The 21,643-nt window shown below is 71.9% G+C and carries 18 protein-coding genes, 1 tRNA gene, 1 pseudogene and 1 riboswitch; of the genes and pseudogenes, 17 read left to right on the top strand and 3 right to left on the bottom strand.

Going from position 1 to position 21,643, the window contains the following annotated elements; all coding sequences use genetic code 11:
* Positions 1–26: 26 nt before the first annotated feature.
* The 3 genes from EIW28_RS06415 to EIW28_RS06425 all read left to right on the top strand — a co-directional run bounded on the left by EIW28_RS06415 (position 27) and on the right by EIW28_RS06425 (position 4,419).
* Positions 27–1,478, top strand: a complete 1,452-nt coding sequence (locus EIW28_RS06415) for a vWA domain-containing protein (RefSeq protein ID WP_158630305.1) — start codon at positions 27–29, stop codon at positions 1,476–1,478.
* A 416-nt stretch (positions 1,479–1,894) separates the two neighbouring features.
* Positions 1,895–3,364 (top strand): cytochrome ubiquinol oxidase subunit I, encoded by a 1,470-nt coding sequence (locus EIW28_RS06420; protein ID WP_125246903.1) that lies wholly within the window; start codon positions 1,895–1,897, stop codon positions 3,362–3,364.
* Positions 3,364–4,419 carry a cytochrome d ubiquinol oxidase subunit II gene (locus EIW28_RS06425; protein ID WP_125247534.1) on the top strand — a complete coding sequence of 352 codons (1,056 nt, stop codon included), beginning with the start codon at positions 3,364–3,366 and terminating at the stop codon, positions 4,417–4,419. The genes EIW28_RS06420 and EIW28_RS06425 overlap by 1 nt, the downstream gene beginning before the upstream one ends.
* A gap of 134 nt (positions 4,420–4,553) precedes the next feature.
* Here EIW28_RS06425 and EIW28_RS06430 read toward each other — a convergent pair whose 3' ends face one another.
* Together EIW28_RS06430 and EIW28_RS06435 are read right to left on the bottom strand one after the other, a co-directional pair.
* Entirely contained in the window at positions 4,554–5,576 is a 1,023-nt protein-coding gene (locus tag EIW28_RS06430) for a proprotein convertase P-domain-containing protein (RefSeq protein ID WP_125246904.1), read from the bottom strand.
* Between the two features lie 218 nt (positions 5,577–5,794).
* Positions 5,795–6,745: a hypothetical protein gene (locus tag EIW28_RS06435; RefSeq protein WP_125246905.1), complete on the bottom strand. Its 951-nt coding sequence runs from the start codon at positions 6,743–6,745 to the stop codon at positions 5,795–5,797.
* A 550-nt stretch (positions 6,746–7,295) separates the two neighbouring features.
* On the opposite strand from EIW28_RS06435, the gene EIW28_RS06440 reads away from it, so the two are divergent.
* Positions 7,296–7,913 (top strand): class I SAM-dependent methyltransferase, encoded by a 618-nt coding sequence (locus EIW28_RS06440; RefSeq protein ID WP_125246906.1) that lies wholly within the window; start codon positions 7,296–7,298, stop codon positions 7,911–7,913.
* 140 nt (positions 7,914–8,053) lie between these two features.
* Here the strand turns inward: EIW28_RS06440 and EIW28_RS06445 are convergent, their stop codons facing one another.
* A complete protein-coding gene (locus EIW28_RS06445; protein WP_125246907.1) occupies positions 8,054–10,153 on the bottom strand; it encodes an RICIN domain-containing protein in 2,100 nt (699 codons plus the stop codon).
* Between the two features lie 221 nt (positions 10,154–10,374).
* A riboswitch (TPP riboswitch) is annotated at positions 10,375–10,481 on the top strand.
* On the opposite strand from EIW28_RS06445, the pseudogene thiE reads away from it, so the two are divergent.
* The 13 genes and pseudogenes from thiE to EIW28_RS06510 form a co-directional block, all read left to right on the top strand.
* Positions 10,475–11,104 (top strand): annotated as a pseudogene (gene thiE / locus EIW28_RS25615) (thiamine phosphate synthase); the annotation flags it as partial. (Overlaps the previous riboswitch by 7 nt.)
* 392 nt (positions 11,105–11,496) lie before the next feature.
* Positions 11,497–12,561: a glycine oxidase ThiO gene (thiO, locus tag EIW28_RS06455; protein ID WP_125246909.1), complete on the top strand. Its 1,065-nt coding sequence runs from the start codon at positions 11,497–11,499 to the stop codon at positions 12,559–12,561.
* A complete protein-coding gene (thiS, locus tag EIW28_RS06460) occupies positions 12,558–12,749 on the top strand; it encodes a sulfur carrier protein ThiS (protein WP_125246910.1) in 192 nt (63 codons plus the stop codon). The genes thiO and thiS overlap by 4 nt, the downstream gene beginning before the upstream one ends.
* 2 nt (positions 12,750–12,751) lie before the next feature.
* Positions 12,752–13,546, top strand: a complete 795-nt coding sequence (locus EIW28_RS24635; RefSeq protein ID WP_158630306.1) for a thiazole synthase — start codon at positions 12,752–12,754, stop codon at positions 13,544–13,546.
* The gene (gene thiD / locus EIW28_RS06470) at positions 13,543–14,370 is read left to right on the top strand and encodes a bifunctional hydroxymethylpyrimidine kinase/phosphomethylpyrimidine kinase (protein WP_197717124.1); all 828 of its coding nucleotides are present in this window, start codon (positions 13,543–13,545) and stop codon (positions 14,368–14,370) included. The genes EIW28_RS24635 and thiD overlap by 4 nt, the downstream gene beginning before the upstream one ends.
* A gap of 239 nt (positions 14,371–14,609) precedes the next feature.
* Entirely contained in the window at positions 14,610–16,292 is a 1,683-nt protein-coding gene (gene thiC / locus EIW28_RS06475; RefSeq protein WP_125246912.1) for a phosphomethylpyrimidine synthase ThiC, read from the top strand.
* A 279-nt stretch (positions 16,293–16,571) separates the two neighbouring features.
* The gene (gene rplM, locus EIW28_RS06480; RefSeq protein WP_125246913.1) at positions 16,572–17,015 is read left to right on the top strand and encodes a 50S ribosomal protein L13; all 444 of its coding nucleotides are present in this window, start codon (positions 16,572–16,574) and stop codon (positions 17,013–17,015) included.
* 19 nt (positions 17,016–17,034) lie between these two features.
* On the top strand, positions 17,035–17,562 hold the full coding sequence (gene rpsI / locus EIW28_RS06485; RefSeq protein WP_125246914.1) for a 30S ribosomal protein S9: 528 nt from the start codon (positions 17,035–17,037) through the stop codon (positions 17,560–17,562).
* Between the two features lie 205 nt (positions 17,563–17,767).
* Positions 17,768–19,096 (top strand): phosphoglucosamine mutase, encoded by a 1,329-nt coding sequence (glmM, locus tag EIW28_RS06490; protein WP_125246915.1) that lies wholly within the window; start codon positions 17,768–17,770, stop codon positions 19,094–19,096.
* Positions 19,097–19,177: 81 nt separating this feature from the next.
* Positions 19,178–20,071: a LemA family protein gene (locus tag EIW28_RS25355; RefSeq protein ID WP_125246916.1), complete on the top strand. Its 894-nt coding sequence runs from the start codon at positions 19,178–19,180 to the stop codon at positions 20,069–20,071.
* Positions 20,072–20,147: 76 nt separating this feature from the next.
* Positions 20,148–20,804, top strand: coding sequence for a hypothetical protein (locus EIW28_RS06500; protein WP_125246917.1), 657 nt, complete (start codon positions 20,148–20,150; stop codon positions 20,802–20,804).
* A 59-nt stretch (positions 20,805–20,863) separates the two neighbouring features.
* A complete protein-coding gene (locus EIW28_RS06505) occupies positions 20,864–21,532 on the top strand; it encodes a hypothetical protein (protein WP_125246918.1) in 669 nt (222 codons plus the stop codon).
* Between the two features lie 34 nt (positions 21,533–21,566).
* Positions 21,567–21,641 (top strand) — tRNA-Gln (locus EIW28_RS06510).
* The last annotated feature ends 2 nt before the right edge of the window (positions 21,642–21,643 follow it).

The following is a 21,643-nucleotide window of genomic DNA, read 5'->3' on the forward strand; positions in this document are numbered from 1 at the left end:
GCCCACCGCACCGAAGGGACCCCTCCATGAGACGCCTCCTCGCGATACCCGCCGCACTCCTGCTCGCCCTTCTCGCCGCCTGCACCGGCGAGGCCGGCGGTGAGACCGCCGTCGACCTGGCCGGCCCCGGCGCCGTGGACCCGGCCGAGAGCGAGGCCGAGTACGAGGTCAACGAGTCCGCCGACCCGGCCGACGACCCGGAGTCGACGTTCGCCGTCGACGTCGACACCGCCTCCTACGACTACGCCCGCCAGTCCCTTCTGGACGGTGAACTTCCGCCGCCGGACCAGGTGCGGCCCGAGGAGTTCGTGAACTCCTTCGACTACGGCTACGAGGAGCCGGCCGGGAACGGCTTCGCGCTCACCGTCGGATACCAGGACCTGCCCGAGTGGTACGGCGCCGAGGACGGGGCGCAGGTGGTGCGGGTCGCCCTCCAGACCCGGACCGAGTCCGACGCCGGGCGCGACGACGTCAACCTGACGTTCGTCATCGACGTCTCCGGTTCGATGGAGGGCGACCGCATCGCGATCGTGCGCGACGCCCTCCACCTGCTCGTCGACGAGCTCCGGCCGACCGACGCGGTCGCGATCGTCACCTATGAGAGCGAGTCCGACGTGCTCCTCGGCATGACCGAGGTCGGCGACGGCGAGGCGCTCCATGACGCGATCGACGACCTGGAGGCCGACGGCTCCACCAACATGCACGCGGGCCTCGAGGACGGCTACGAGCTCGCCGCCGAGGCCTTCGACGGCGACCGCGACAACCGGGTCGTGCTCCTCTCGGACGGTGAGGCGAACGTCGGGCTCACCGAGCACGACGCGATGCTGGATGCGATCGGCGGCGAGATCGCCGACGGCATCACGCTCCTGACCGTCGGCGTCGGCGACTCCTACAATCAGGAGCTGCTCGAGCAGCTGGCCGACAACGGCGACGGCTGGGCGGTCTTCTTCGCCTCCCAGGGCCGCGCCGAGGAGGTGTTCTCCGAACGGCTCACCTCGACGCTCGGCGTCACCGCGGAGGACGCGAAGGTCCAGGTGACCTTCAATCCCGAGACGGTCGCCTCCTACCGCCTCATCGGCTTCGAGAACCGGGCCCTCCAGGACGAGGACTTCGAGGACGACTCGGTCGACGCCGGCGAGGTCGGACCCGGCCACAGCGTCACCGCGCTCTACGAGGTGGTGCCGACCGGCGAGACGGGCGAGTACCTGACGGCCGCCGTGCGCTGGACCGACCCCGAGACCGGCGAGACCGGCACCGCCGAGCAGACCGCCGACGCCGGCGCGGTCTTCGACTTCCCGGACAGCGGCCTCGACGTCGCCACGGTCGCCGCGGCCTTCGCCGAAGCGCTCCGCGGGTCCGCCGAGTTCGACTGCGCCGCGATCCTGCCCGAGGCGCAGGCGCTCGCCGAGACGACCGACGACCCGGACGTCGACGAGCTCGCCGAACTCGTCGCCGCCGCCGCGGAACTCGGCGCGTAGCGGCACGCGGCCCGCTCGACCGAGACCGAGCCACCCGCGAGCGGGGCCGACCGGTCCCGAGCCGGGGCCGGGCCTTGCCGACACGGCCCGTTCCCGGCCGGGCCCGCCCGGGCCCGGCCGCTCGGTCCTCCGCGGCGGCGTCCGGAGACGGATCTTCCGCGGACGCCGGGTCGGCCCGCGAGGAGCGCCGGCCGGACCTCCGACGGCGCCGCGCCGACGAGCACCCCTCCAAGGCCGCTCGACCGGAAATTGAGCGCTGCCGGGACGCACCCGCCCCGAGCCGGGCCCGATCCCGCCTCGACCAGCGTTTTCGCAGGCACAGAGGTTTTTGAACACGTTCGGAAGCGCCCGAGACGGCCTTGTGAAAGCATTCACAAGCGCATGGAATCGGTCATCGGAGGGCTTAGCGTCAAAGCATGGACGCAACCCAGCTCCTCGCCCAAGCCTCCGACGCGGTCGCCGCAGCCGACCCCGCGGGGCTCCTCCCGGCCCGCCAGCAGATGGCGCTCTCGCTCGGGTGGCACATCATCCTCGCCTGCTTCGGCGTCGCCTTCCCCGCGATCATCTTCGTGATGCACCTGCGCGGCATCCGCAAGGACGACCCCGTCGCACTCAACCTCGCCAAGCGCTGGGGCAAGGTCTCCGCCGTGCTCTTCGCCATCGGCGCCGTATCCGGCACCGTCCTCAGCTTCGAGATGGGCCTCCTGTGGCCCGGCCTCATGGGCACCTACGGCGACGTCCTCGGCCTCCCCTTCGCCTTCGAAGGGCTCGCGTTCTTCCTCGAAGCGATCTTCCTCGGCATCTACCTCTACGGCTGGGGCCGCATGCCGCAGAAGCTCCACCTCCTCATGGTGCTGCCCATGGCGATCACCGGCGTCATCGGCACCTACTGCGTGCTCGCCGTGAACGCCTGGATGAACGTCCCCGTCGGCTTCGACCTCGTCGACGGCGAGGTCACCAACGTCCAGCCCTGGGCCGTCCTCTTCAACCCCCACGCGTTCATGCAGTTCGCGCACATGTGGGTCGCCGCCTACATGGTCGCCGGCTTCTCCATCGCCGCCGTCTACGCCGCCGGCATGCTCAAAGGCCGCCGCGACCGCCACCACCGCCTCGGATTCATGGTGCCCTTCGCGTTCGCCACCATCGCCGCCCTCGCCCAGCCCTTCGTCGGGCACTTCCTCGGCGAGGGCCTCGCCGAACGCCAGCCCGCCAAACTCGCCTCCTTCGAGTTCGCCGACACCACCGAGGACGGCGCCACCCCGCTGCGCATCGGCGGCGTCTACGTCGACGGCGAGGTCAAGTGGGCCATCGAGGTCCCCTACCTCAGCTCGATCGCGTCGATGGGCTCGCTCACCGAACCCGTGCCCGGCCTCGACCAGTTCCCCGAGGAGGACGAGCCGCCCGTGAACCTCACCCACTACGCGTTCCAGGCCATGATCGGCATCGGCCTCCTGCTCATGGCCGCGGTCGCCCTGTACTGGTTCCTGCGCTGGCGACGACGCGAACTGCTCGACAACAAGTGGTTCCTGCGGTTCATGGCCGTCTCCGGCATCCTCGCCGTCGTCGCCATGGAGGCCGGGTGGATCGCCACCGAAGTGGGGCGCCAGCCGTGGATCGTCTACGGCGTCATGCGCACCACCGAGGCCGCCGGCGACCACTCCTCGGCGCTGTGGCTCGTCTACGGCGGATCGGTCGTCCTCTACGGCGGCATGACCCTCGGCGCGATCGTGGTGCTCCGCTCCATGGCCCGCCGCTGGCGCAAGGGCGGCGACCTGCCGAGCCCGTACGGCCCCAAGACGCTCGCGGCCGAAGGCCCGGCGGGAGCCGACGTGCGGGACTGCCCCGACGAACGGGAGGCGCCGGCCGGCGGGGAGGCCGGGCGATGATGACGGTCGAGTTCGCGGTCGCCGCGGCGCTGTTCGCGGGCGTCCTGTTCTACGCGGTGCTCGGCGGGGCCGACTTCGGCTCCGGGTTCCACGACCTCACCGCCGGCGGCAGCCGCCGCGGCGCCGAGGTGCGCACCCTCATCGACCACAGCATCGGGCCGGTCTGGGAGGCGAACCACGTGTGGCTCATCTACGTCCTCGTGACGTGGTGGACCGGCTTCCCCGAGTCGTTCGCGGCCGCGATGACGACCCTGTACGTGCCGTTCGTGCTCGCCCTCGTCGGGATCGTGCTGCGGGGCGCGAGCTTCGCGTTCCGCAAGTACAGCGAGACCCTGTGGCAGGCGCGGCTGTTCGGGATCGTGTTCGCGACCTCCTCGGTGCTCGCGCCGTTCTTCCTCGGCACCATCGCCGGGGCGCTCGCCTCCGGGCGCGTCCCCGCGGGAGGCGGCGGCGACCCGTGGTCGTCGTGGATCGCGCCGACGCCGCTGTTCACGGGCGCGATCTCGGTCGGCACCTGCGCGTTCCTGGCCGGCACGTTCCTGACCGCCGACGCGGCCCGGCGCGGCCAGGCCGCGCTCGCGGAGCGGATGCGGCGGCGGTCGCTGGTGGTCGGCGCGGTCACGGGCGTCGTCGTCTTCGCGGGGCTCATCCCGATCGAGCACGACGCCCCGACCCTCTGGGAGGGCCTGGTCGGCCGCGCGGCGCCGGTGATCGCACTGTCGGCACTCGGCGGGATCGCCACGCTGGTCCTGTTGTGGCGCAGGCGGTTCAGCCCGGCCCGCGGCACCGCGGTCATCGCGGTCGCGGCCGTCATGGCCGGCTGGGGGATCGGCCAGTACCCGTGGGTCCTCGTCGACCAGGTGACGATCGCGGAGGCCGCCGGCGCGCCGGCGACGATGCAGGGCCTGCTCGTGGCCGTGGGCATCGCGGCGGTCGTGGTCGGGCCGGCGCTCGGCTACCTGTTCTACCTGACGCAGACGCCGCAGTGGAATGGCCAGGAGGGCGAGGGCCGCGAGCGCGTCCACTGGAGCGCCCGCCTCAATGATCGACCATAAAGGACATACTTGACCCCGCGGTGGATACAGTGGAGGGCCGGGCGCGATGCGCGCCCGGCCCTCCGCGCGAGCCCTGGGGGACTGCTGGGTGACCGCTTCGGCGGCCGGCCCGCCGGGCTGGCCGCCGGTGGCCGCTAGATGCTCAGCGACCAGCTGTTGAGCGTGCCGCTCGACCCGCCCGAGTAGGTGTCGGTGACCCGCAGCGTCCAGGTGCCTGAGCGGGACTCGCTGGAGAGGTTGGCGCTGTAGGTCGTGTTGATGTTCGGCGTGGTCGAGCCGCTCGCCGATTTGAGCGTGTACGTCGAGCCGTCGGGGACGACGAGCGCGATGGCGATGTCGCCGCTGTAGGGGTGGGTGACGCTCACGGTGATCTGGCCGCTCGCGGACGCGGTCCCGGTGCAGGACAGGCTGATCGTCGAGTTCAGCGGCGCGCCTTCGGGGATCGCGGCCGCCGTGGTCTTCGAACCGGTGCAGCCGGTGCCGCCGGAGGAGCCGCAATAGTTCGTCAGGTGCGACTGGATCGCGGACTTCTCGGCGGAGTCGACCGTGAGGTTGTAGAGGTACTTCACGTGCGTCCACGCCTTGACGTAGTCGCAGCGCACGGACGTGTTGGACGGCATCCACTCGGCGGGGTCGTAGTCGCTCTTGGACGAGTTCGCTGAGGTGGTGGCGATCCACAGCTGCGGCGAGTTGATGTCGTTCGCGAAGGCCTGGCGCTGGGCGGTGGTCCAGGCGTAGGCGCCCGAGGCCCACGCCTCCGACAGCGCCACGACGTGGTCGATGGTGGCGTTGGAGACCGAGGTGGTCCAGACGTTGTCGAAGTCGGACTGCCAGCGGCCGGAGGTGGGCTGGCAGCCGTCTGAGGTGACCACGTTCTGGCCGTCGCGCTTGAGGATGTGCTGGCGGGCGGTGCACCCGCCGGTGCCGCTGACCGCGCTCCAGTGCGGGAACAGGGAGCGGTCGTAGCTCGATCCGTTCGACTCGGCGGCGACCCGGAGGGCGTTCAGTTCGGACTGGGCGGTCGCGGTCGAGGGGATGCCGGGCGGGCGGACCGCTTCGGCGGGGGTGGCGTCGACGGCGAGGACGGCCAGCAGCGCGAGCGCGACGGCGGCGAGGGCGGCCAGGGCGCGGCGGGGGAGGAGGGACCAGGCAGGCATGTGCAGCTCCTGAGCGGTGATGGGGAACCGGCGGATCCGGTTGCGGGGGAGCGGCTGACGGGGGACGGGGGCATCGGCCTCATTCGATGTAAACATGGGATCATCGGCTAAGGCAAGAGCGTCGGACGAATGTTCACGAGCCGGACACGGCGCCGCCGCCCGGCCTTCGGCCGGACGGCGGAACGGGCGCGGACTGCCGTCCCCTTTCCCCGCGCTCGCTACTGCACCTCGCGCCGCGGGTTGAGCTGGTCCACGAACCAGATGTCGAGCACGTCGCCGACGATCGTGCGGACGCCGTCGTTCGCGTCCTGGAGCGGCTCGCCGTCGGTGGAGCCGATGACGACGTACATCAGGTAGTGCCCGTACGTGTTGTAGCCGAGCTGGGTGTCGGCGCGGCCGAGCTCCTCGGCGCCGCCCCCGGTGCGCAGCACCGCGAATCCGCCGTCGAGACCGGCCGCGATCGCGGCCCGCAGCTCCTCGGCCTCGGCGGCCGTGGCGAGGTTGAGGACCCCCGCGGTGGCGGCGTACTCGCCGTCGGGGCTCACGACGGTGGCCCGCACCGTCTGGGTGCAGTCGGCGTCGGCGAGGAGGTCGGCGAGCTCGTCGAGCCCGGCCTCGGCGCAGTCGGCGAGCTCCTCGGTCTCGAGGACCTCGTACGCGCCGGCGGCGCCGGCGGGCGTGATCGAGTCGGCGCCGAAGAGCTCGGCGACGGTGAGCGGCGCGGCGTCGGTCTCGCGGCTCGCGATCGGGTCGACGACCTCGGGCGCGCCCGCCGATGCGTCCCCTGTGGACGACTGCTCGGGGCCGGCGCTCGGCGCGGCCGGGTCCGGCTCGCCCTCGCGCAGCACGATGAACGCGCCCGCGGCGCACGCGGCCGCGACCGCGAGCCCGCTGACGACCGCGAGCGCGACGAGCCACCACTTGGTACGGCGCCGGGCGCGCTGCGCGGCGCGGCGCAGGGGACGGGACGCCTGGATGTGCTCCAGGTGCGCCTCCATCTCCTCCTCGGGAGACCGCTGGAGCGGCGCGCGCTCCTCCGGGCTGAGCCGGACGGTCGACGCGTCCATCCGCGCGCGCTCGTCGTACTCCGCCCAGTCGGTTCCCGGTCGGTGCTGGTTCCGGTGCCCCGCCTGCTGCGGGACCCCGAAGGGGGACGGGCCGTGTGCCATGGTGGCAGCTTAGACCCGGAAGCGGGCGAATCGGTGAATCGTTCCCCCTGGAGATGGACGGGATGAGCGCCGTTCATCTCCCCGGGTGACACGCCGGGTCGAATCCGGTGGGCGCCATGTGACATGTGATGTTCCACCGGGCGGCATCGGCCGGTCCCGGCCCGCGTCCCTTCCCCTGCGCAGCATGGGTTTCGCACCCGTGCCGTGTGGGTTCGAATCCCTGTCGTCCCCAGGTGACACGCCGGGGCGAATGCAGTGGGCGCCATGTGACATGTGATGTTCCACCGGGCGGCATCGGCCGGTCCCGGCCCGCGTGCCATCCCCTCCGCAGCACGGGTCTCGCACCCGCACCGTGTGGGTTCGCATCCCTCCCGGGCCGGCGCACGGTCTGAGTGGTGACATTCCACTGCCCGGCCCGGCGCATGGTCTGAGTGCCGTGTGACATTCCACCTCCCGGGCCGGCCCCGTCAGCCGTGCGGACCGGGACGCACGCCTCTCTCCCTCCCGGTCCCGCCGCTTCGGCCCGGCGGGGCGGGTGACAATGGTCCGCATGTCCAACGGTCCAGGCGAGCAGCCAGAGCACTACTTCAGCGAGCAGCCCGCGGTCGACGACCGCGAGCGCACCATCGGGTTCGAACTCGACGGCGTCGAGTACGAGCTGACGACCTCGACCGGCGTCTTCTCCGGCAACCGCCTCGACCCGGGCACGAGCGTGCTCCTGCACAAGGTGGTCCTGCCCGAGGAGCCCGGCGTCTTCCTCGACCTCGGGTGCGGCTACGGCCCGATCACCAAGGTCCTCGCCCAGCGCGAGGACGCCGAGGTCTGGGCCGTCGACGTCAACCGCCGCGCCCTGGACCTGACCCGCCGCAACACCGCGGACGTCCCTGGCACGGTCCGCACCGCGGCCCCCGAGGACGTCCCCGCCGACCTCCGGTTCGACGAGATCTGGTCCAACCCGCCGATCAAGGTCGGCAAGGAGGCCCTGCACGAACTCCTCGACACCTGGCTGCCGCGCCTGAAGGACGGCGGCGTCGCCTGGCTCGTCGTCTCCAAGCACCTCGGCGCCGACTCGCTCGCGCGCTGGCTCGCCGAGCGCGGCTGGGCCGTCGACAAGCACGCGAGCGCGAAGGGCTACCGGGTCCTGCGCGTCGACCGCGTCGCGGCCTAGCGCCGAAACCGGCGGGGCGCATCGCGCCCCGCCGGTCCCGGTACTCGCCGGGGCGCGACGCGCCCCCTCTGCTTCATCCGCCGGGGCGCGGAGCCCCGATGGCCTGGTGGCGCGGCGGCATCGCGTGCCGCCGCTCGCCGCTACTGGATGCCCTCCTTGACGAGCCGCCACTGCTGGCAGGCCGCACCGTTCGAGGTCCACTGCTGCGCCACGGCGCCGTCCGCTGTGGAGCAGCCGGCGATCTCGAGGAGCTTGCCGCTGTTGGCGTTCGCGAACGTCCAGTAGCCGCCGCTGGTCGCGGCCGTCCACGACTGGGTGGCGCTGCCGGTCGGGCCCCACTGGACGGCGTCGACCCCGTCGGCGGTCTGCGCGGAGGGGATCTCCAGGAGCTTGCCGCTGTTGCGGTTGACGAGCTGCACGGTGGAGCCGCCGGTGACGGTCCAGCGCTGGGTGGCATGGTTCGTGTCGCCCCACTGGCCCGCGGCCGCGCCGTCGGCGGTCAACGCGCTGAGGACTTCGAGGTACTTGCCGCTGTTGCGGTTCTGCACCTGGAAGACCGGGTCGAGCGCGGTGCTGCGGTAGAGGTGGATCACGTCGAGTTCGGCGAAGTTCGTCGCCTTCGAGAACCGGATCGTGTTGCTGCCGGCGTTGAGCGTCACGGACTTCTGGGCCCACGCGAAGCGGCCCCAGTCCACGGTGGCCGGATAGCTGATCGAGGAGGCGGCGCCGCCGTTGACGCTGACGGAGTGGGTCGCGGTCGAGCCGAAGCCGTTGTCGTAGCGGACGTTCATCGTGTAGGTCCCGGCGGCCGGGACGTTCACGGTGAACTCGACATAGTCGCCGGTGTCGTTGATGTTGCCGATCTTCGACCCGTTCGAGGCCTGCACGTGCGTCACGGTGGAGACGCTGTTCAGCGCGGCGTTCTCGGCCTCGTACTGCTGGGCGTCGAGCGGGATCGAGCCGACGCGGATGTCGTTCAGGTCGGTGGTCGTGTTCTCGACGTTCACGGCCTGGTAGAGGGTGCGGCCGTCGGCGCCCACGTCGATGCCCTGGGCGAAGCCGCTGAAGTTGCCGCCCTGGGTGTCGCTGGCGTCGTAGGTGACCGCCATCGGCAGGCGCTCCCACGGGCCCTCGCCGAGGTTGTAGTTGACGTAGAAGTTCTGGCCGCCGTCGATGTTGCCGCTCGCGTCGAGCGACCACTTCGAGGCCACCACGACCATCCCCTTCGGACCTCCGGTGGGCACCCACTTGACGTACGGCGAGGAGCCGATGCCCCGCCCGTCCGCGAGCTTGATCGGGGTGCCGATGCTGGTGGTCGTGCCCCAGTTGAGGCCGTCGTTGGAGATCTTGTAGTAGACCGGCGCGGTGTTCTGGGACTGGCTGGGGCGGTTGACGACCTCGAAGGTCGCCATGTAGCGGCCGTCGGGCAGCTCGGTCACCGTGATCATGCCGGGCCGGTCGGACCGGTTGTTCGGGGCCGAGACGTTCACCAGGGAGCCCCAGGTCTGGCCGCCGTCGGTGGAGCGGCGGTAGGAGACGGCTTGGAGGACGCCGTTCGCCTTCTGGCGCTCGTCGGAGTAGTACGCGACGAGGCCGCCGTTGGCGTCGATCGCCAGCGAGGGCTCCCACACGGTGGTGGTGGTCGAGCTCGGGCTCGGGTCGTACACGGCCGGGCCGCCGGAGTCGATGGTGCTCAGGTAGCTCCAGCTGGTGCCCCGGTCGGTGCTCTTGTAGACGACCAGGCGGCTGGAGGAGCGGTCCTCGGGCATGATCATGCCCGCCAGGAGGATCGTGCCGGCGGTGAGGTTCCCGGTGGTCTCGGAGACCTCGAACAGGAACGGCTGCGCGGTGCGCGTCAAGGCCGGGAACTGGTCGCTCGGGTTCACGTCGGCGACGTGCGTCCAGCTCACGCCGTCGTTGGTGCTGCGGTAGATCGGGTAGACCTGCTCGTTGTTCTGGAGGACGAGCTTGTCGAAGGTGACCAGCTGCGTGCCGTTCGAGGAGCCGGCGTGCTTGAGCACGATGATCTTGGCGTAGGTGGTGCCGGCGGGCGTGCCGCCTTCGGGGTTGAACGAGCTGCCCGCCGCGGGCGAGAACACGAGGGCGCCGTTCCCGGTGGTGACGGCCGCCGCGGGAGCGGGGGACCACCCGATGGACGCGGCCGTGGCGGCGAGCACGAGGACCGCCGCGAGGAGGAGGGCGCCTCCTCGCCGCAGGTCGAGGAGTAGGGATTGTCGCATGAGGAGCTCCCGTTCTTTACAACGTTGTAGTATGGGTGCGGGTCATCGTAAGACTCCCCGGGGCCGGAGGTCAAGCCCCAGGTCACAGGTGTAAAAGTGGCCTCAAACGGGCCGCGCGGGGCAATGGCGACAGCAGCGCGGGTCCGCGAACCGCCGTGTCCGCTTGCTGACACACCGGTTGCGAAGACCGCTCGCGATGGCGTAGCGTGACGGCCGAACAACGAAACCCGCGGGAGTCCGATGCATCGGGCTGAGAGGGGACTGGGTAGTCCCGACCGTCGAACCTGATCCAGATCATGCTGGCGCAGGGAGAAGGAGCCTATGCGCGCTATCCGCCTACCCCGGCTGCACGTCGTCACCGACACCCGAGTCCCCGCCCCGGGACGGCCCGACCCGCTGACCGTCGTCGAGGCCGCGCTCGCGGCCGGCGCGCGGCTCGTCCAGGTCCGGCCCGAGGACCACTACACCGACCGCGCGGCGTACGACTTCGCCGCCGCCGTCGCCGAGCGCTGCGCCGAGTACGGCGCGGTGTGCCTGGTCAACGACCGCGTGCACATCGCCCAGGCCGTGGGCGCGCACGGCGTCCACCTCGGCGCCGACGACCTCCCGCTCGACGCCGGCCGCCGCCTCCTCCCCGCCCGCGCGATCATCGGCGGCACCTGCCGCGACCCCGAGTCGGCCCGCGCGGCCCGCCGCGCCGGCGCCACCTACCTCGGCGTCGGGCCCGTCTGGGGCACCACCACCAAGGCCGGGCTGCCGCGGCCGATCGGCCTCGACGGCCTCGCCGCCGTCTGCGCCGCCGTCGACCTCCCCGTGATCGCCATCGGCGGCATCACCGCCGAACGCGCCGCGCAGTGCCGCGACGCCGGCGCGCACGGCGTCGCGGTCGTCGGCGCCATCTCCGCCGCCGCCGATCCGGCCGCAGCCACTGCGGAACTGCTTGCGGCCGTTGGAGAGACGGCCGTGCCGACGGCTCCGCCGCGAACGTGGGCGCGGGCCGATCAGGGCGCCCGCTCGACAGCCGAGTTGGCTCGCGAAGACTCGGCCCCCGATCCCGCCACCACTGCGGAACTGCTTGCGGCCGTAGGAGAGACGACCGTGACGGAGGTTCCGTCGCGAACGCGGGCTGACCAGGGCGCTCGCTCGGCCACCGAATCCGATCGCGAAGACTCGACCCTCGATCGCGACGCGCCCGCCCCGACGGTGCGGACCGGTCGCACCGAGTCCTCCCGCCCGGACCTCCGCAGTGGCCGCGCCGCCCTCCCCGCCGGGGACCCGCGGATCGACCGCGACCAGCCGCCCCCGGACCCAACCGGGGTCCTGCGAGGGACGGGCGAACGCTGATGCGCGTCGCCGTCGTCGGCGCCGGGTCGATCGGGCTCGCCGTCGCGTGGCGGGCCGCTCAGGCCGGGGCCGAGGTCGTCGTGCACGACCCCGAGCCCGGTTCCGGCGCCTCCCGCGTGGCCGCCGGCATGATCGCCCCCGTCACCGAATCCCACTACGGCGAAGCGGCCCTGACCCCGTTCATGGCCGCCTCCGCCGACGCCTGGCCCGCCTTCGCCCGCGAACTCGAGGCCGCCTCCGGCCTCCCGGTCGGCTTCCGCGACATCCCGACCGTCGTCGTCGGCGTCGAGGACGGCGACCGCGCCGAAGTCGAGCGCCAGACCGAGCTCTACCGCCTCACCGCCCGTGAGGTCGAGACCCTGACCGGCCGCGCCGTCCGCCGCACCGAACCCCTGCTGAGCCACCGCGTCCGGGCCGGCGTCCTCGCCGCCGAGGACCGCGCGGTCGACCCGCGCGCCGTCCACGACGCCCTCCTCGCCGCGGCCGACCGCGCCGGCGTGCGCCTCGAACCCACCGCCGTCGACGATCTCGATGCGGTCGACGCCGACCGCGTCGTGATCGCCGCCGGCTGCGGCTCCGCGCGCTTCGGACTCCCGGTGCGGCCCGTGCGCGGCGTCGTGCTCCGGCTCAGGGCCGCACCGGAACAGCCCGTCCCGCGCACCACCGTGCGCGGCTACGTCAAAGGCGGCAGCGTCTACATCGTCACCCGCGAGCACGGCGAAGTCGTCATCGGCGCGACCAGCGACGAACGCGGCTTCGACAGCACCACCGGCACCGCCGGCGCCGTCCACGACCTCCTGCGGCGGGCGATCGAACTCGTGCCCGAGACCGCCGAGTACCACCTCGCCGAAGTCAGCGTCGGCTTCCGGCCCGGCACCCCCGACAACCTGCCGCTCATCGGCCGCCTCGACCCGCGCACCCTCGCCGCCACCGGCCACTACCGCAACGGCATCGCCCTCGTCCCCGCCACCGCGACCGCCGTCGCCGCACTCCTCGCCGGCGGCGACCCCGGCCCCGTCGCGGCCTTTGCCCCGCAGCGGTTCACCGAACAGGAGGAAACGTGAAGATCGAAGTCAATGGTGAAGCGCGCGAAGGGATCACGACCGTGATCGACGCGATCGCCGCCGTCACCGAAGCCCGCCGCGGCATCGCCGCCGCCGTCAACGGCGAAGTCGTGCCCCGCTCCGAATGGGACCGGCCGCTCGCCGACGGCGACGCCGTCGAAGTCCTCACCGCCACCCAAGGAGGCTGACCATGGAACCGCACCCGCCCGGCCGCGGCGACACCGCGCTCACCATCGCCGGCAAGACCTTCGGCTCCCGCCTCATCCTCGGCACCGGCGGCGCCGCCAGCCACGCCCAGCTCGCCGAGGCGATCACCGCGTCCGGCACCGAACTCGTCACCGTCGCCCTCCGACGCGTCGACCCGAACGCCTCCGGGTCCGTCCTCGACGTCATCGAGAAGTGCGGCGTCGACCTCCTCCCCAACACCGCCGGTTGCTTCACCGCCGAACAGGCCGTGCGCACCGCCCGCCTCGCCCGCGAGGCCTTCGACACCGACTGGATCAAACTGGAGGTCATCGGCGACGAGGACACCCTCCTGCCCGACCCCGTCGAACTCCTCGACGCCGCCGAGACCCTCGTGCGCGACGGCTTCACCGTCCTGCCGTACACCAGCGACGACCCCGTCCTCGCCCGCCGTCTCGAAGACGCCGGCTGCGCCGCCGTCATGCCCCTCGCCGCCCCGATCGGCACCGGGCTCGGCGTGCGCAACCCGCACAACCTCGCCCTCATCTGCGAGCACGCGAACGTCCCCGTCATCTGCGACGCCGGCATCGGCACCGCCTCCGACGCCGCGCTGGCGATGGAACTCGGCTGCTCCGCGGTCCTCCTCGCGACCGCGGTGACGCGCGCCGCCGACCCGGCGCTCATGGCCGCCGCGATGCGCGACGCCGTCAACGCCGGCCGCGCCGCGCGCCTCGCCGGGCGGATTCCCAAGCGGCACTTGGCGAAGGCTTCCTCGACGTTCGAAGGGATGGCCGACCTGTGAACCGCGTCCACCCGCAGCCGCCCATCGCGCTGACCATCGCCGGCTCCGACTCGGGCGGCGGCGCGGGGATCCAGGCGGACCTGCACACGTTCGCGGCGCACGGGGTCCACGGCACGAGCGTCCTCACCGCGATCACCGCCCAGAACACCCGCGGGGTGACCGCGGCCGAACCCGTCGCGGCCGGGCTGGTGCGGGCGCAGCTCGACGCCGTGCTCGGCGACTTCCCCGTCGCCGCGGTGAAGACCGGGATGCTCGGCGGCGCCGAGCTGCTCGAACTCGTGGCCGAGTACGGGCAGGCCGACCGGCTGCCGAACCTCGTGGTCGACCCGGTCATGGTCACCACGACCGGCGACCCGCTCTACGCGGGCGACCCGGCCGCGTACCTCGGCGGGCTCGGGCCGCTCGCGACCGTGATGACGCCCAACCTGATCGAGGCCCGGCAGCTCCTCGGGCGCGAGATCGAGTCGGTCGAGGAGATGCGCGAGGCCGCCCGGGCGCTGGCCACGTACGGGCCGCGCGCGGTCCTCGTCAAGGGCGGGCACCTCGACCGGGACGGCGCGGCGGCGGTCGACGTGCTGTGGTGCGACGGCCAGATGCTCGACCTCTCGGCCCCGCGCGTCGCCACCCGCAACGACCACGGCACCGGCTGCACCCTCGCCTCCGCGATCGCGGCCCGCCTCGCCCTCGGGCACCCGCTGCCGCAGGCCGTCGCCGGCGCGAAGGTCTACGTCACCGAGGCGATGAAGGCGGCCGCCGCCTGGCGCCTCGGCACCGGCCGCGGCCCCCTTCACCACCATCACGGACGCAAGAGCGCGGCCCTGTGAATCGAGGGCAGCACAAGCACCGCCCGATTCGCGGATTCCGGGCCCCCGGCATCAACCCTGCCCCAAGGGTCCGACATCGCGGAGGCGGCGGATCGGCTGGTCCGCGAGAGGTTTTCAAGCAGCCCAAGCACCGCCCGAATCGCGGATTCCGGGCCCCCGGGTCCAAACCTGCGGCATAGGTATGACAGTTCGCGCCGCCCCTGCGCGATCGGATGATCGAGATCACTGAGGAGAGAAGCATGAACGGCAGAAGCAAGGTCTACGTCGAAGGGTCGCGGGCCGACGTCCGGGTTCCGTTCACCGAGGTCGCCTTGAGCGGCGGCGAGCCGGCGGTGCGGCTGTACGACACCTCCGGACCCGGGTCGGAGCCCGAGGTCGGGCTGCCCCGGCTGCGGGCGCACTGGATCGCCGAGCGCGAAGCCGCGGCGGGCGCCACCAGAGCGAGTGCGGGCGGCGTCGAAACCGCCGCCGACAGCGCCGAAGCGGCCGCAGGGGGCACCGGCGCGAAACCCGGCGCCATCCGGCACGGCGGCCGGACCCTCCCGTGCCGCACCCAGCTCCACTACGCCAAGCAGGGCATCGTCACCCCCGAGATGGAGTTCGTCGCCATCCGCGAAGGGCTCGAACCCGAGTTCGTGCGCACCGAGATCGCCGCCGGCCGCGCCATCCTCCCCGCCAACGTCAACCACCCCGAGACCGAGCCCATGGTCATCGGCAAGAACTTCCTCACCAAGATCAACGCGAACATCGGCACCTCCGCCGTCTCCGACTCCATCGCCGCCGAGGTCGAGAAGCTCACCTGGGCCGTCAAATGGGGCGCCGACACCGTCATGGACCTCTCCACCGGCAAGCACATCCACGAGACCCGCGAGCACATCATGCGGAACTCCCCGGTCCCCATCGGCACCGTCCCGCTCTACCAGGCCCTCGAGAAGGTCAACGGCGACCCCGTCAAGCTCACCTGGGAGGTCTACCGCGACACCGTCATCGAGCAGGCCGAGCAGGGCGTCGACTACATGACCGTCCACGCCGGGGTCCTCCTGCGGTACGTGCCGCTCGCCGCCGACCGCGTCACCGGGATCGTCTCCCGCGGCGGGTCGATCATGGCCGCCTGGTGCCTCGCCCACCACGAGGAGAACTTCCTCTACACGCACTTCCGCGAACTCTGCGAGATCTTCGCCGAGTACGACATCGCGTTCTCCCTCGGCGACGGCCTGCGCCCCGGCTCCATCGCCGACGCCAACGACGAGGCCCAGTTCGCCGAGCTGCGCACCCTCGGCGAGCTCACCCACATCGCGTGGGAGTACGACGTCCAGGTCATGGTCGAGGGCCCCGGGCACGTCCCGATGCACAAGATCAAGGAGAACGTCGACCTCCAGCAGGAGATCTGCGGCGAAGCGCCCTTCTACACGCTCGGCCCGCTCACCACCGACGTCGCCCCCGCCTACGACCACATCACCTCCGCGATCGGCGCCGCCATGATCGGCTGGTTCGGGACCGCCATGCTCTGCTACGTCACCCCCAAGGAGCACCTCGGCCTCCCGAACCGCGACGACGTCAAGGAGGGCGTCATCGCCTACAAGATCGCCGCCCACGCCGCCGACCTCGCCAAAGGCCACCCGCAGGCCCAGGCCTGGGACGACGCCCTCTCCAAGGCCCGCTTCGAGTTCCGCTGGCAGGACCAGTTCAACCTCGCCCTCGACCCCGACCGGGCCCGCGAGTACCACGACGAGACCCTCCCCGCCGAGCCCGCGAAGACCGCGCACTTCTGCTCCATGTGCGGCCCCAAGTTCTGCTCCATGAAGATCAGTCAGGAACTGAAGGAGTACGCCGCCCAGGGCATGGCCGGCAAGAGCGAGGAGTTCACCGCCGCCGGCGGCAAGGTGTACCTGCCCGTCGTCGACGCCGCACCGCAGCCCTAGCGGGCCGGTCCCGCGGCCCCGGGCGGGGCCGCGGGGCCTGTATCCGAGGTCACGGCGGCCGCCTTCAAGCGGGCCGCCACCACCGCGTAGACTTGGCAGCTGTTGTTCGAGTGCCACCGCACCAGGCCGCCCGCGCGGCCGCCGCGGCGGCGCTGTCCAACGAATCCCGGACGGCCGCGATGCGGCCGGCGCGCGCCGCCAGCGGCCGCGGGGATTCAGGCGGTCCCGCCCTCATCTGCGGGATTCGTTCCACACCGACAACGAAAGCTAGGTAACACTGTGCCGACGTACAGCCCCAAAGCGGGTGACATCGAACCGCAGTGGCTCGTGATCGACGCGACCGACGTGGTGTTGGGTCGTCTCGCGACGCACGCAGCCGATCTGCTCCGCGGCAAGCACAAGCCCACGTTCACGCCGAACGCCGACACCGGCGACTACGTCATCGTGGTCAACGCCGACAAGGTCGTGCTCACCCGCAACAAGCTCCAGACCAAGAAGGCCTACCGCCACTCCGGCTTCCCGGGCGGTCTCAAGGAGAAGTCCTACGCCGAGCTGATGGAGAAGGCCCCGCACAAGGTGGTCGAGAAGGCCGTCATCGGCATGCTGCCCAAGACCAAGCTCGGTCGCAGCGTATTCAAGAAGCTGAAGGTCTACGCGGGCCCCGGCCACCCGCACGCCGCCCAGCAGCCGAAGCCGTACGAGATCACGAAGGTCGCGCAGTAGGCGCGGGCGAGGAGCAGACATGAGTGACGAGATCCAGGCCACCGAGGCCGTCGAAACCGAGGCCCCCGAGGCCGCCGCCGAGCCCGTCGAGGTCCCGGTCGAGGTCCCCGCCGACGTCGCCGCCGCGCCGTCCGTGCCCACCATCCCCGTGGTCCCCGTCGACCGCCCCATCCAGACCGTGGGCCGCCGCAAGCGCGCCATCGCCCGCGTCCGCCTGGTCCCGGGCACCGGCAAGTACGTCGTCAACGGCAAGAGCCTCGAGGACTACTTCCCGTCCAAGGTCCACCAGCAGACCGTCGCGGAGCCCTTCGTGACCGTCGAGGCCGGCGACAACTTCGACGTCCTGGTCAACATCCACGGCGGCGGCGCCACCGGCCAGGCCGGCGCCCTGCGCCTCGGCATCGCCCGCGCCCTCGTGGAGATCGACCCGAACACCCGCCCGGCCCTCAAGGCCGCCGGCTTCCTGACCCGCGACGCCCGCGAGAAGGAATCGAAGAAGTACGGCCTCAAGAAGGCCCGCAAGGCGCCGCAGTACTCGAAGCGCTAGCACGCCTTCCCTCTTCCGAGAGGGACGCGCTAGTCTGCACAAGCGACGGGGCTGCCGAGGAGGACATCCTCGGCGGCCCCTTTTTCCATGCCACCCGGCAGGCCGACCGGCACTGCCGCCGACCGACAGGTCCGGTCCCGGCCCGCAGCCCGCAGCAGAGGCCCGCGAGCACAGCACCGGCACCGCCAAGATGGGAAGCCACACCGTGTCACGACTGTTCGGCACCGACGGCGTACGGGGGCGGGCGAACGCCGACCTCACGCCGGACCTGGCGCTCCGCCTCAACATCGCCGCCGCCCGCGTCCTCGGCGCCACCGACCGGCGCACCGTCGCCGTCATCGGACGCGACCCCCGCGCCTCCGGCGAGATGCTCGCCGCCGCCAGCGCCGCGGGCCTCGCCGCCGCCGGCGCCAAGGTCATCGACCTCGGCATCCTTCCCACGCCCGCGGTCGCCCACCTCACCGCGCTGACCGGCGCCGACTTCGGCGTCATGGTCTCCGCCTCGCACAACCCGATGCCCGACAACGGCATCAAGTTCTTCGCCGCCGGCGGCCGCAAGCTCCCCGACCACGTCGAGGACGCCATCGAAGCGGCCCTCGACGACACCGCGCCGCTCCCGCAGGGCGAGGGCGTCGGCCGCATCGTCCGCTCCGTCGACCCCGTCGAGTCCTACATCCAGCACCTCGTGGCCGTCTGCCCGAACCCGCTCGACGGGCTCAAGGTCGTCGTCGACCCCGCCAACGGCGCCGCCACCGGCGCGGCCCCCGAGGCCCTGCGCCGCGCCGGCGCCGAGGTCGTCACCATCAACGACGACCCCGACGGCCTCAACATCAACGAGAACTGCGGCTCCACGCACATGGACGGCCTGCGCCGCGCCGTCGTCGAGCACGGCGCCGACGCCGGCATCGCCCTCGACGGCGACGCCGACCGCTGCCTCGCCGTGGACGCCGAGGGCAACACCGTCGACGGCGACGCCATCATGGCGATCCTCGCCCTCGCGATGCGCGACGCCGGCCGGCTCAACGGCGGCGTCCTCGTCACCACCGTCATGAGCAACCTCGGCCTCCACCAGGCCATGAGCGCGGCCGGCATCGAGCTCGAGACCACCAAGGTCGGCGACCGGTACGTCCTCGAGCGCCTCGCCGAAGGCGGGTACTCCCTCGGCGGCGAGCAGTCCGGGCACATCATCATGTCCGACCACGCCACCACCGGCGACGGCTCCCTGACCGCGATCATGCTGCTCGCGCGCATGGCCGCCACCGGCCGGACCCTGAAGGACCTCGCGTCGGTGTTCACGCCCGCGCCCCAGGTCCTGCTGAACGTGCGCGTCGCCGACAAGTCCGTCATCGACCACGAGGACGTCAAGAACGCCGTCGCGCTCTGGCAGGCCAAGCTCGGCGCGGACGGCCGCGTCCTCCTGCGGCCCTCCGGGACCGAGCCACTCGTGCGCGTCATGGTCGAGGCCGCCGAGGAGCCCGTCGCGCAGTCGGTCGCGGCCGAGCTCGCCGCGGTCGTGGAGCACGCCCACTCCTGACCACTGACCACCGTCTCCGCACGCGGGAGGGCCCCTTGGGGGTGCCCTCCCGCTGGCACAGATGGACTAGGCTCACGGATTATGGACAACCCAATCGTCTGGATCCTGATCCTCGTTCTGCTGATCGGCCTGATCGTGCTCTTCGCCGTCATCGGCGGGCGCAACAAGCTGGTCCGGCTCCGCAACATCGCCCAGGAGTCGTGGGCGCAGATCGACGTCGAACTCCAGCGCCGCTACGACCTGCTCGACAACCTGATGTACGTCGTGCAGCAGGCGGCCGGGGCCGAGAACGCGACGCTCCGCCAGGTGGCCGAGGCCCGCGCGCTGGCGATGCAGGCCCGCCAGGACCCGAACGCCGGCCACGCCGCGCAGGGCCAGGTCGAGGGCCAGCTGGGGAACGCCATCCGCGGCGTCATCCACATGCAGGAGGCGTACCCGCAGCTCCAGACCAACCAGAACTTCCTCCAGCTCCAGACGGAGATCGCGGAGACCGAGAACCGGATCGCGGCCCCGCGTCGGTTCTACAACGCGAACGTGCGCGAGTACAACACCGCGCTCCAGGTGTTCCCCGGTTCGATCTCGGCGAAGATGGGCGGGTTCAAGCCCGAGGAGTACTTCGAGCTCGACACCCCCGAGGCCCGCACCGCCCCGAAGCTCCGCGACATGCAGCAGCCCGGCTTCATGCAGCAGCCCCAGCAGCAGCAGATGCCGCCGGCGCCCGCGCCCGGCCAGCTGCCCGGATACGGCCAGTCCCCCCAGCCCGGCTACGGTGCCCCGCAGCCCGGCTACCAGCAGCAGCCCACTCCGCAGCCCGGGTACGGCCAGCAGCCAGGCTACGGTCAGTCGCCGCAGCCGGGCCATGCTCCCGGCTACGGTGCCCCGCAGCCGGGCTACGGCCAGCCGCAGCCCGGTTACCCGCAGCAGCCCCAGCAGCCGCAGCAGCCCGGCTACGGCCAGCAGCCCTACGGCCGGTAGCCGGCCCCCGATCCCCCTGCCCCGGCGGCGCTCGCGGTTCGAGCGCGTCCGCCACCCGTGAGAAGGAAAGCACCCCGTGGAGAGCTCCAACTGGCTGGTCTACGCCGGCTGCGGCGCGATCGTCCTCATCCTCGCCTACATCGGCTGGCGCGCCCGACAGAAGAAGATCGCGATGTACCGGGCCTGGGCGGCCCAGTACGGCTTCCACTACGAGCCGAGCGACAACTCGGTGGTGGGCCTGTCCAGCGAGGAGCCGTTCAACCAGGGCCACTCGCGCAAGGGCATCGACGTCTTCCGCGGCATGTACAAGGGCTCGCACATCGTCTTCTTCCAGTACCAGTACACGACCGGTTCGGGCAAGGAGTCGCAGACGCACACGAACCAGGTGGTCGCGATCGGCCTGCCCACGGCCCGGCCGCTGCTGGACATCAGCCAGGAGAACTTCCTGACCAAGCGGTTCGCGAAGGACATCGACTTCGAGAACCAGGCGTTCAACGACACGTTCCGGATCAAGTCGCCCAACCGCCGGTTCGCGTACGACGTGATCCACGCCCGCACCATGGAGTGGATGCTCGCCGACCAGCGGGCCCGCTCCTACCAGTGGCGGTTCGAGGGCCCGTGGCTGATGACGTTCCGCTCGGGGGCGCTCAAGCTGGAGGAGGTCTTCTTCTACGCGGACTTCCTGCTCGACATCTACGGCCAGGTGCCCAAGCACGTCTGGTCGAACAACTAGCGAAGGCTTCCGAGGGCCGCGCCGCCGGGCGCGGCCCTCGCGCGTCCCGGGAGGTGCCCGTGTCCGCCGATCCGTTCACCCTCTTGCTCACCGTCGCCGTGGGCGGGCTGTGCCTCGGCGGCGTGGTCGTCGGCTTCGTGTTCCTCGTCAAGGCGTCGGTCGACGGCCAGAAGCGCCGGATGCACCGGCTCTCGGTGTGGGCGATCGAGCGCGGGCTGCACTACCAGCGGTCCGACCGGTCGCTGCGGGCGCTGTCGCGGCGCTCGCCGTTCCTGGAGTCGCGGCGCCCGGACTGCCTCGACGTGTTCCGCGGCGTCCACCGCGGCAGGCACATGGTGGCGTTCACGTGGCAGTACCGGTACCAGTCCGGGGACGACACGCGCGAGTGGCGGGCCCAGGTGACGGCGGTGGACCTGCCGGCGGCGCGGCCCTTCCTAGAGGTGCGCCCGGGGCGCGCGGGGGACCTGAAGTTCGAGGCGCAGGCGTTCAACGACCGCTTCCGGGTCGAGTCGCCCAGCCCTCGGTTCGCCTCCGACGTGATCGACCCGCGCATGATCGAGTGGCTGCTCACCGACCCGCGGGCGCACCGGTCGCGGTGGCGGATCGAGGGCCGGTGGCTCCTGACGTGGCGCGAGGGCCCCTTGGACCTGGAGGCGATCCTGCCGACCGCGGACTTCCTGATCGACCTCCGCGCCCGGATACCCGAGCACGTCTGGTCGGGCGAGTAGCGATATCCTTGGTGCGGCCGCCTCGCGCGGCCATTGGCCCGTGGTGTAATCGGCAACACTACTGATTTTGGTTCAGTCGTTTCAGGTTCGAGTCCTGGCGGGCCAGCCATC

It is taken from the genome of Glycomyces terrestris, from assembly GCF_003933745.1.
GTDB lineage: Bacteria > Actinomycetota > Actinomycetes > Mycobacteriales > Micromonosporaceae > Glycomyces > Glycomyces terrestris.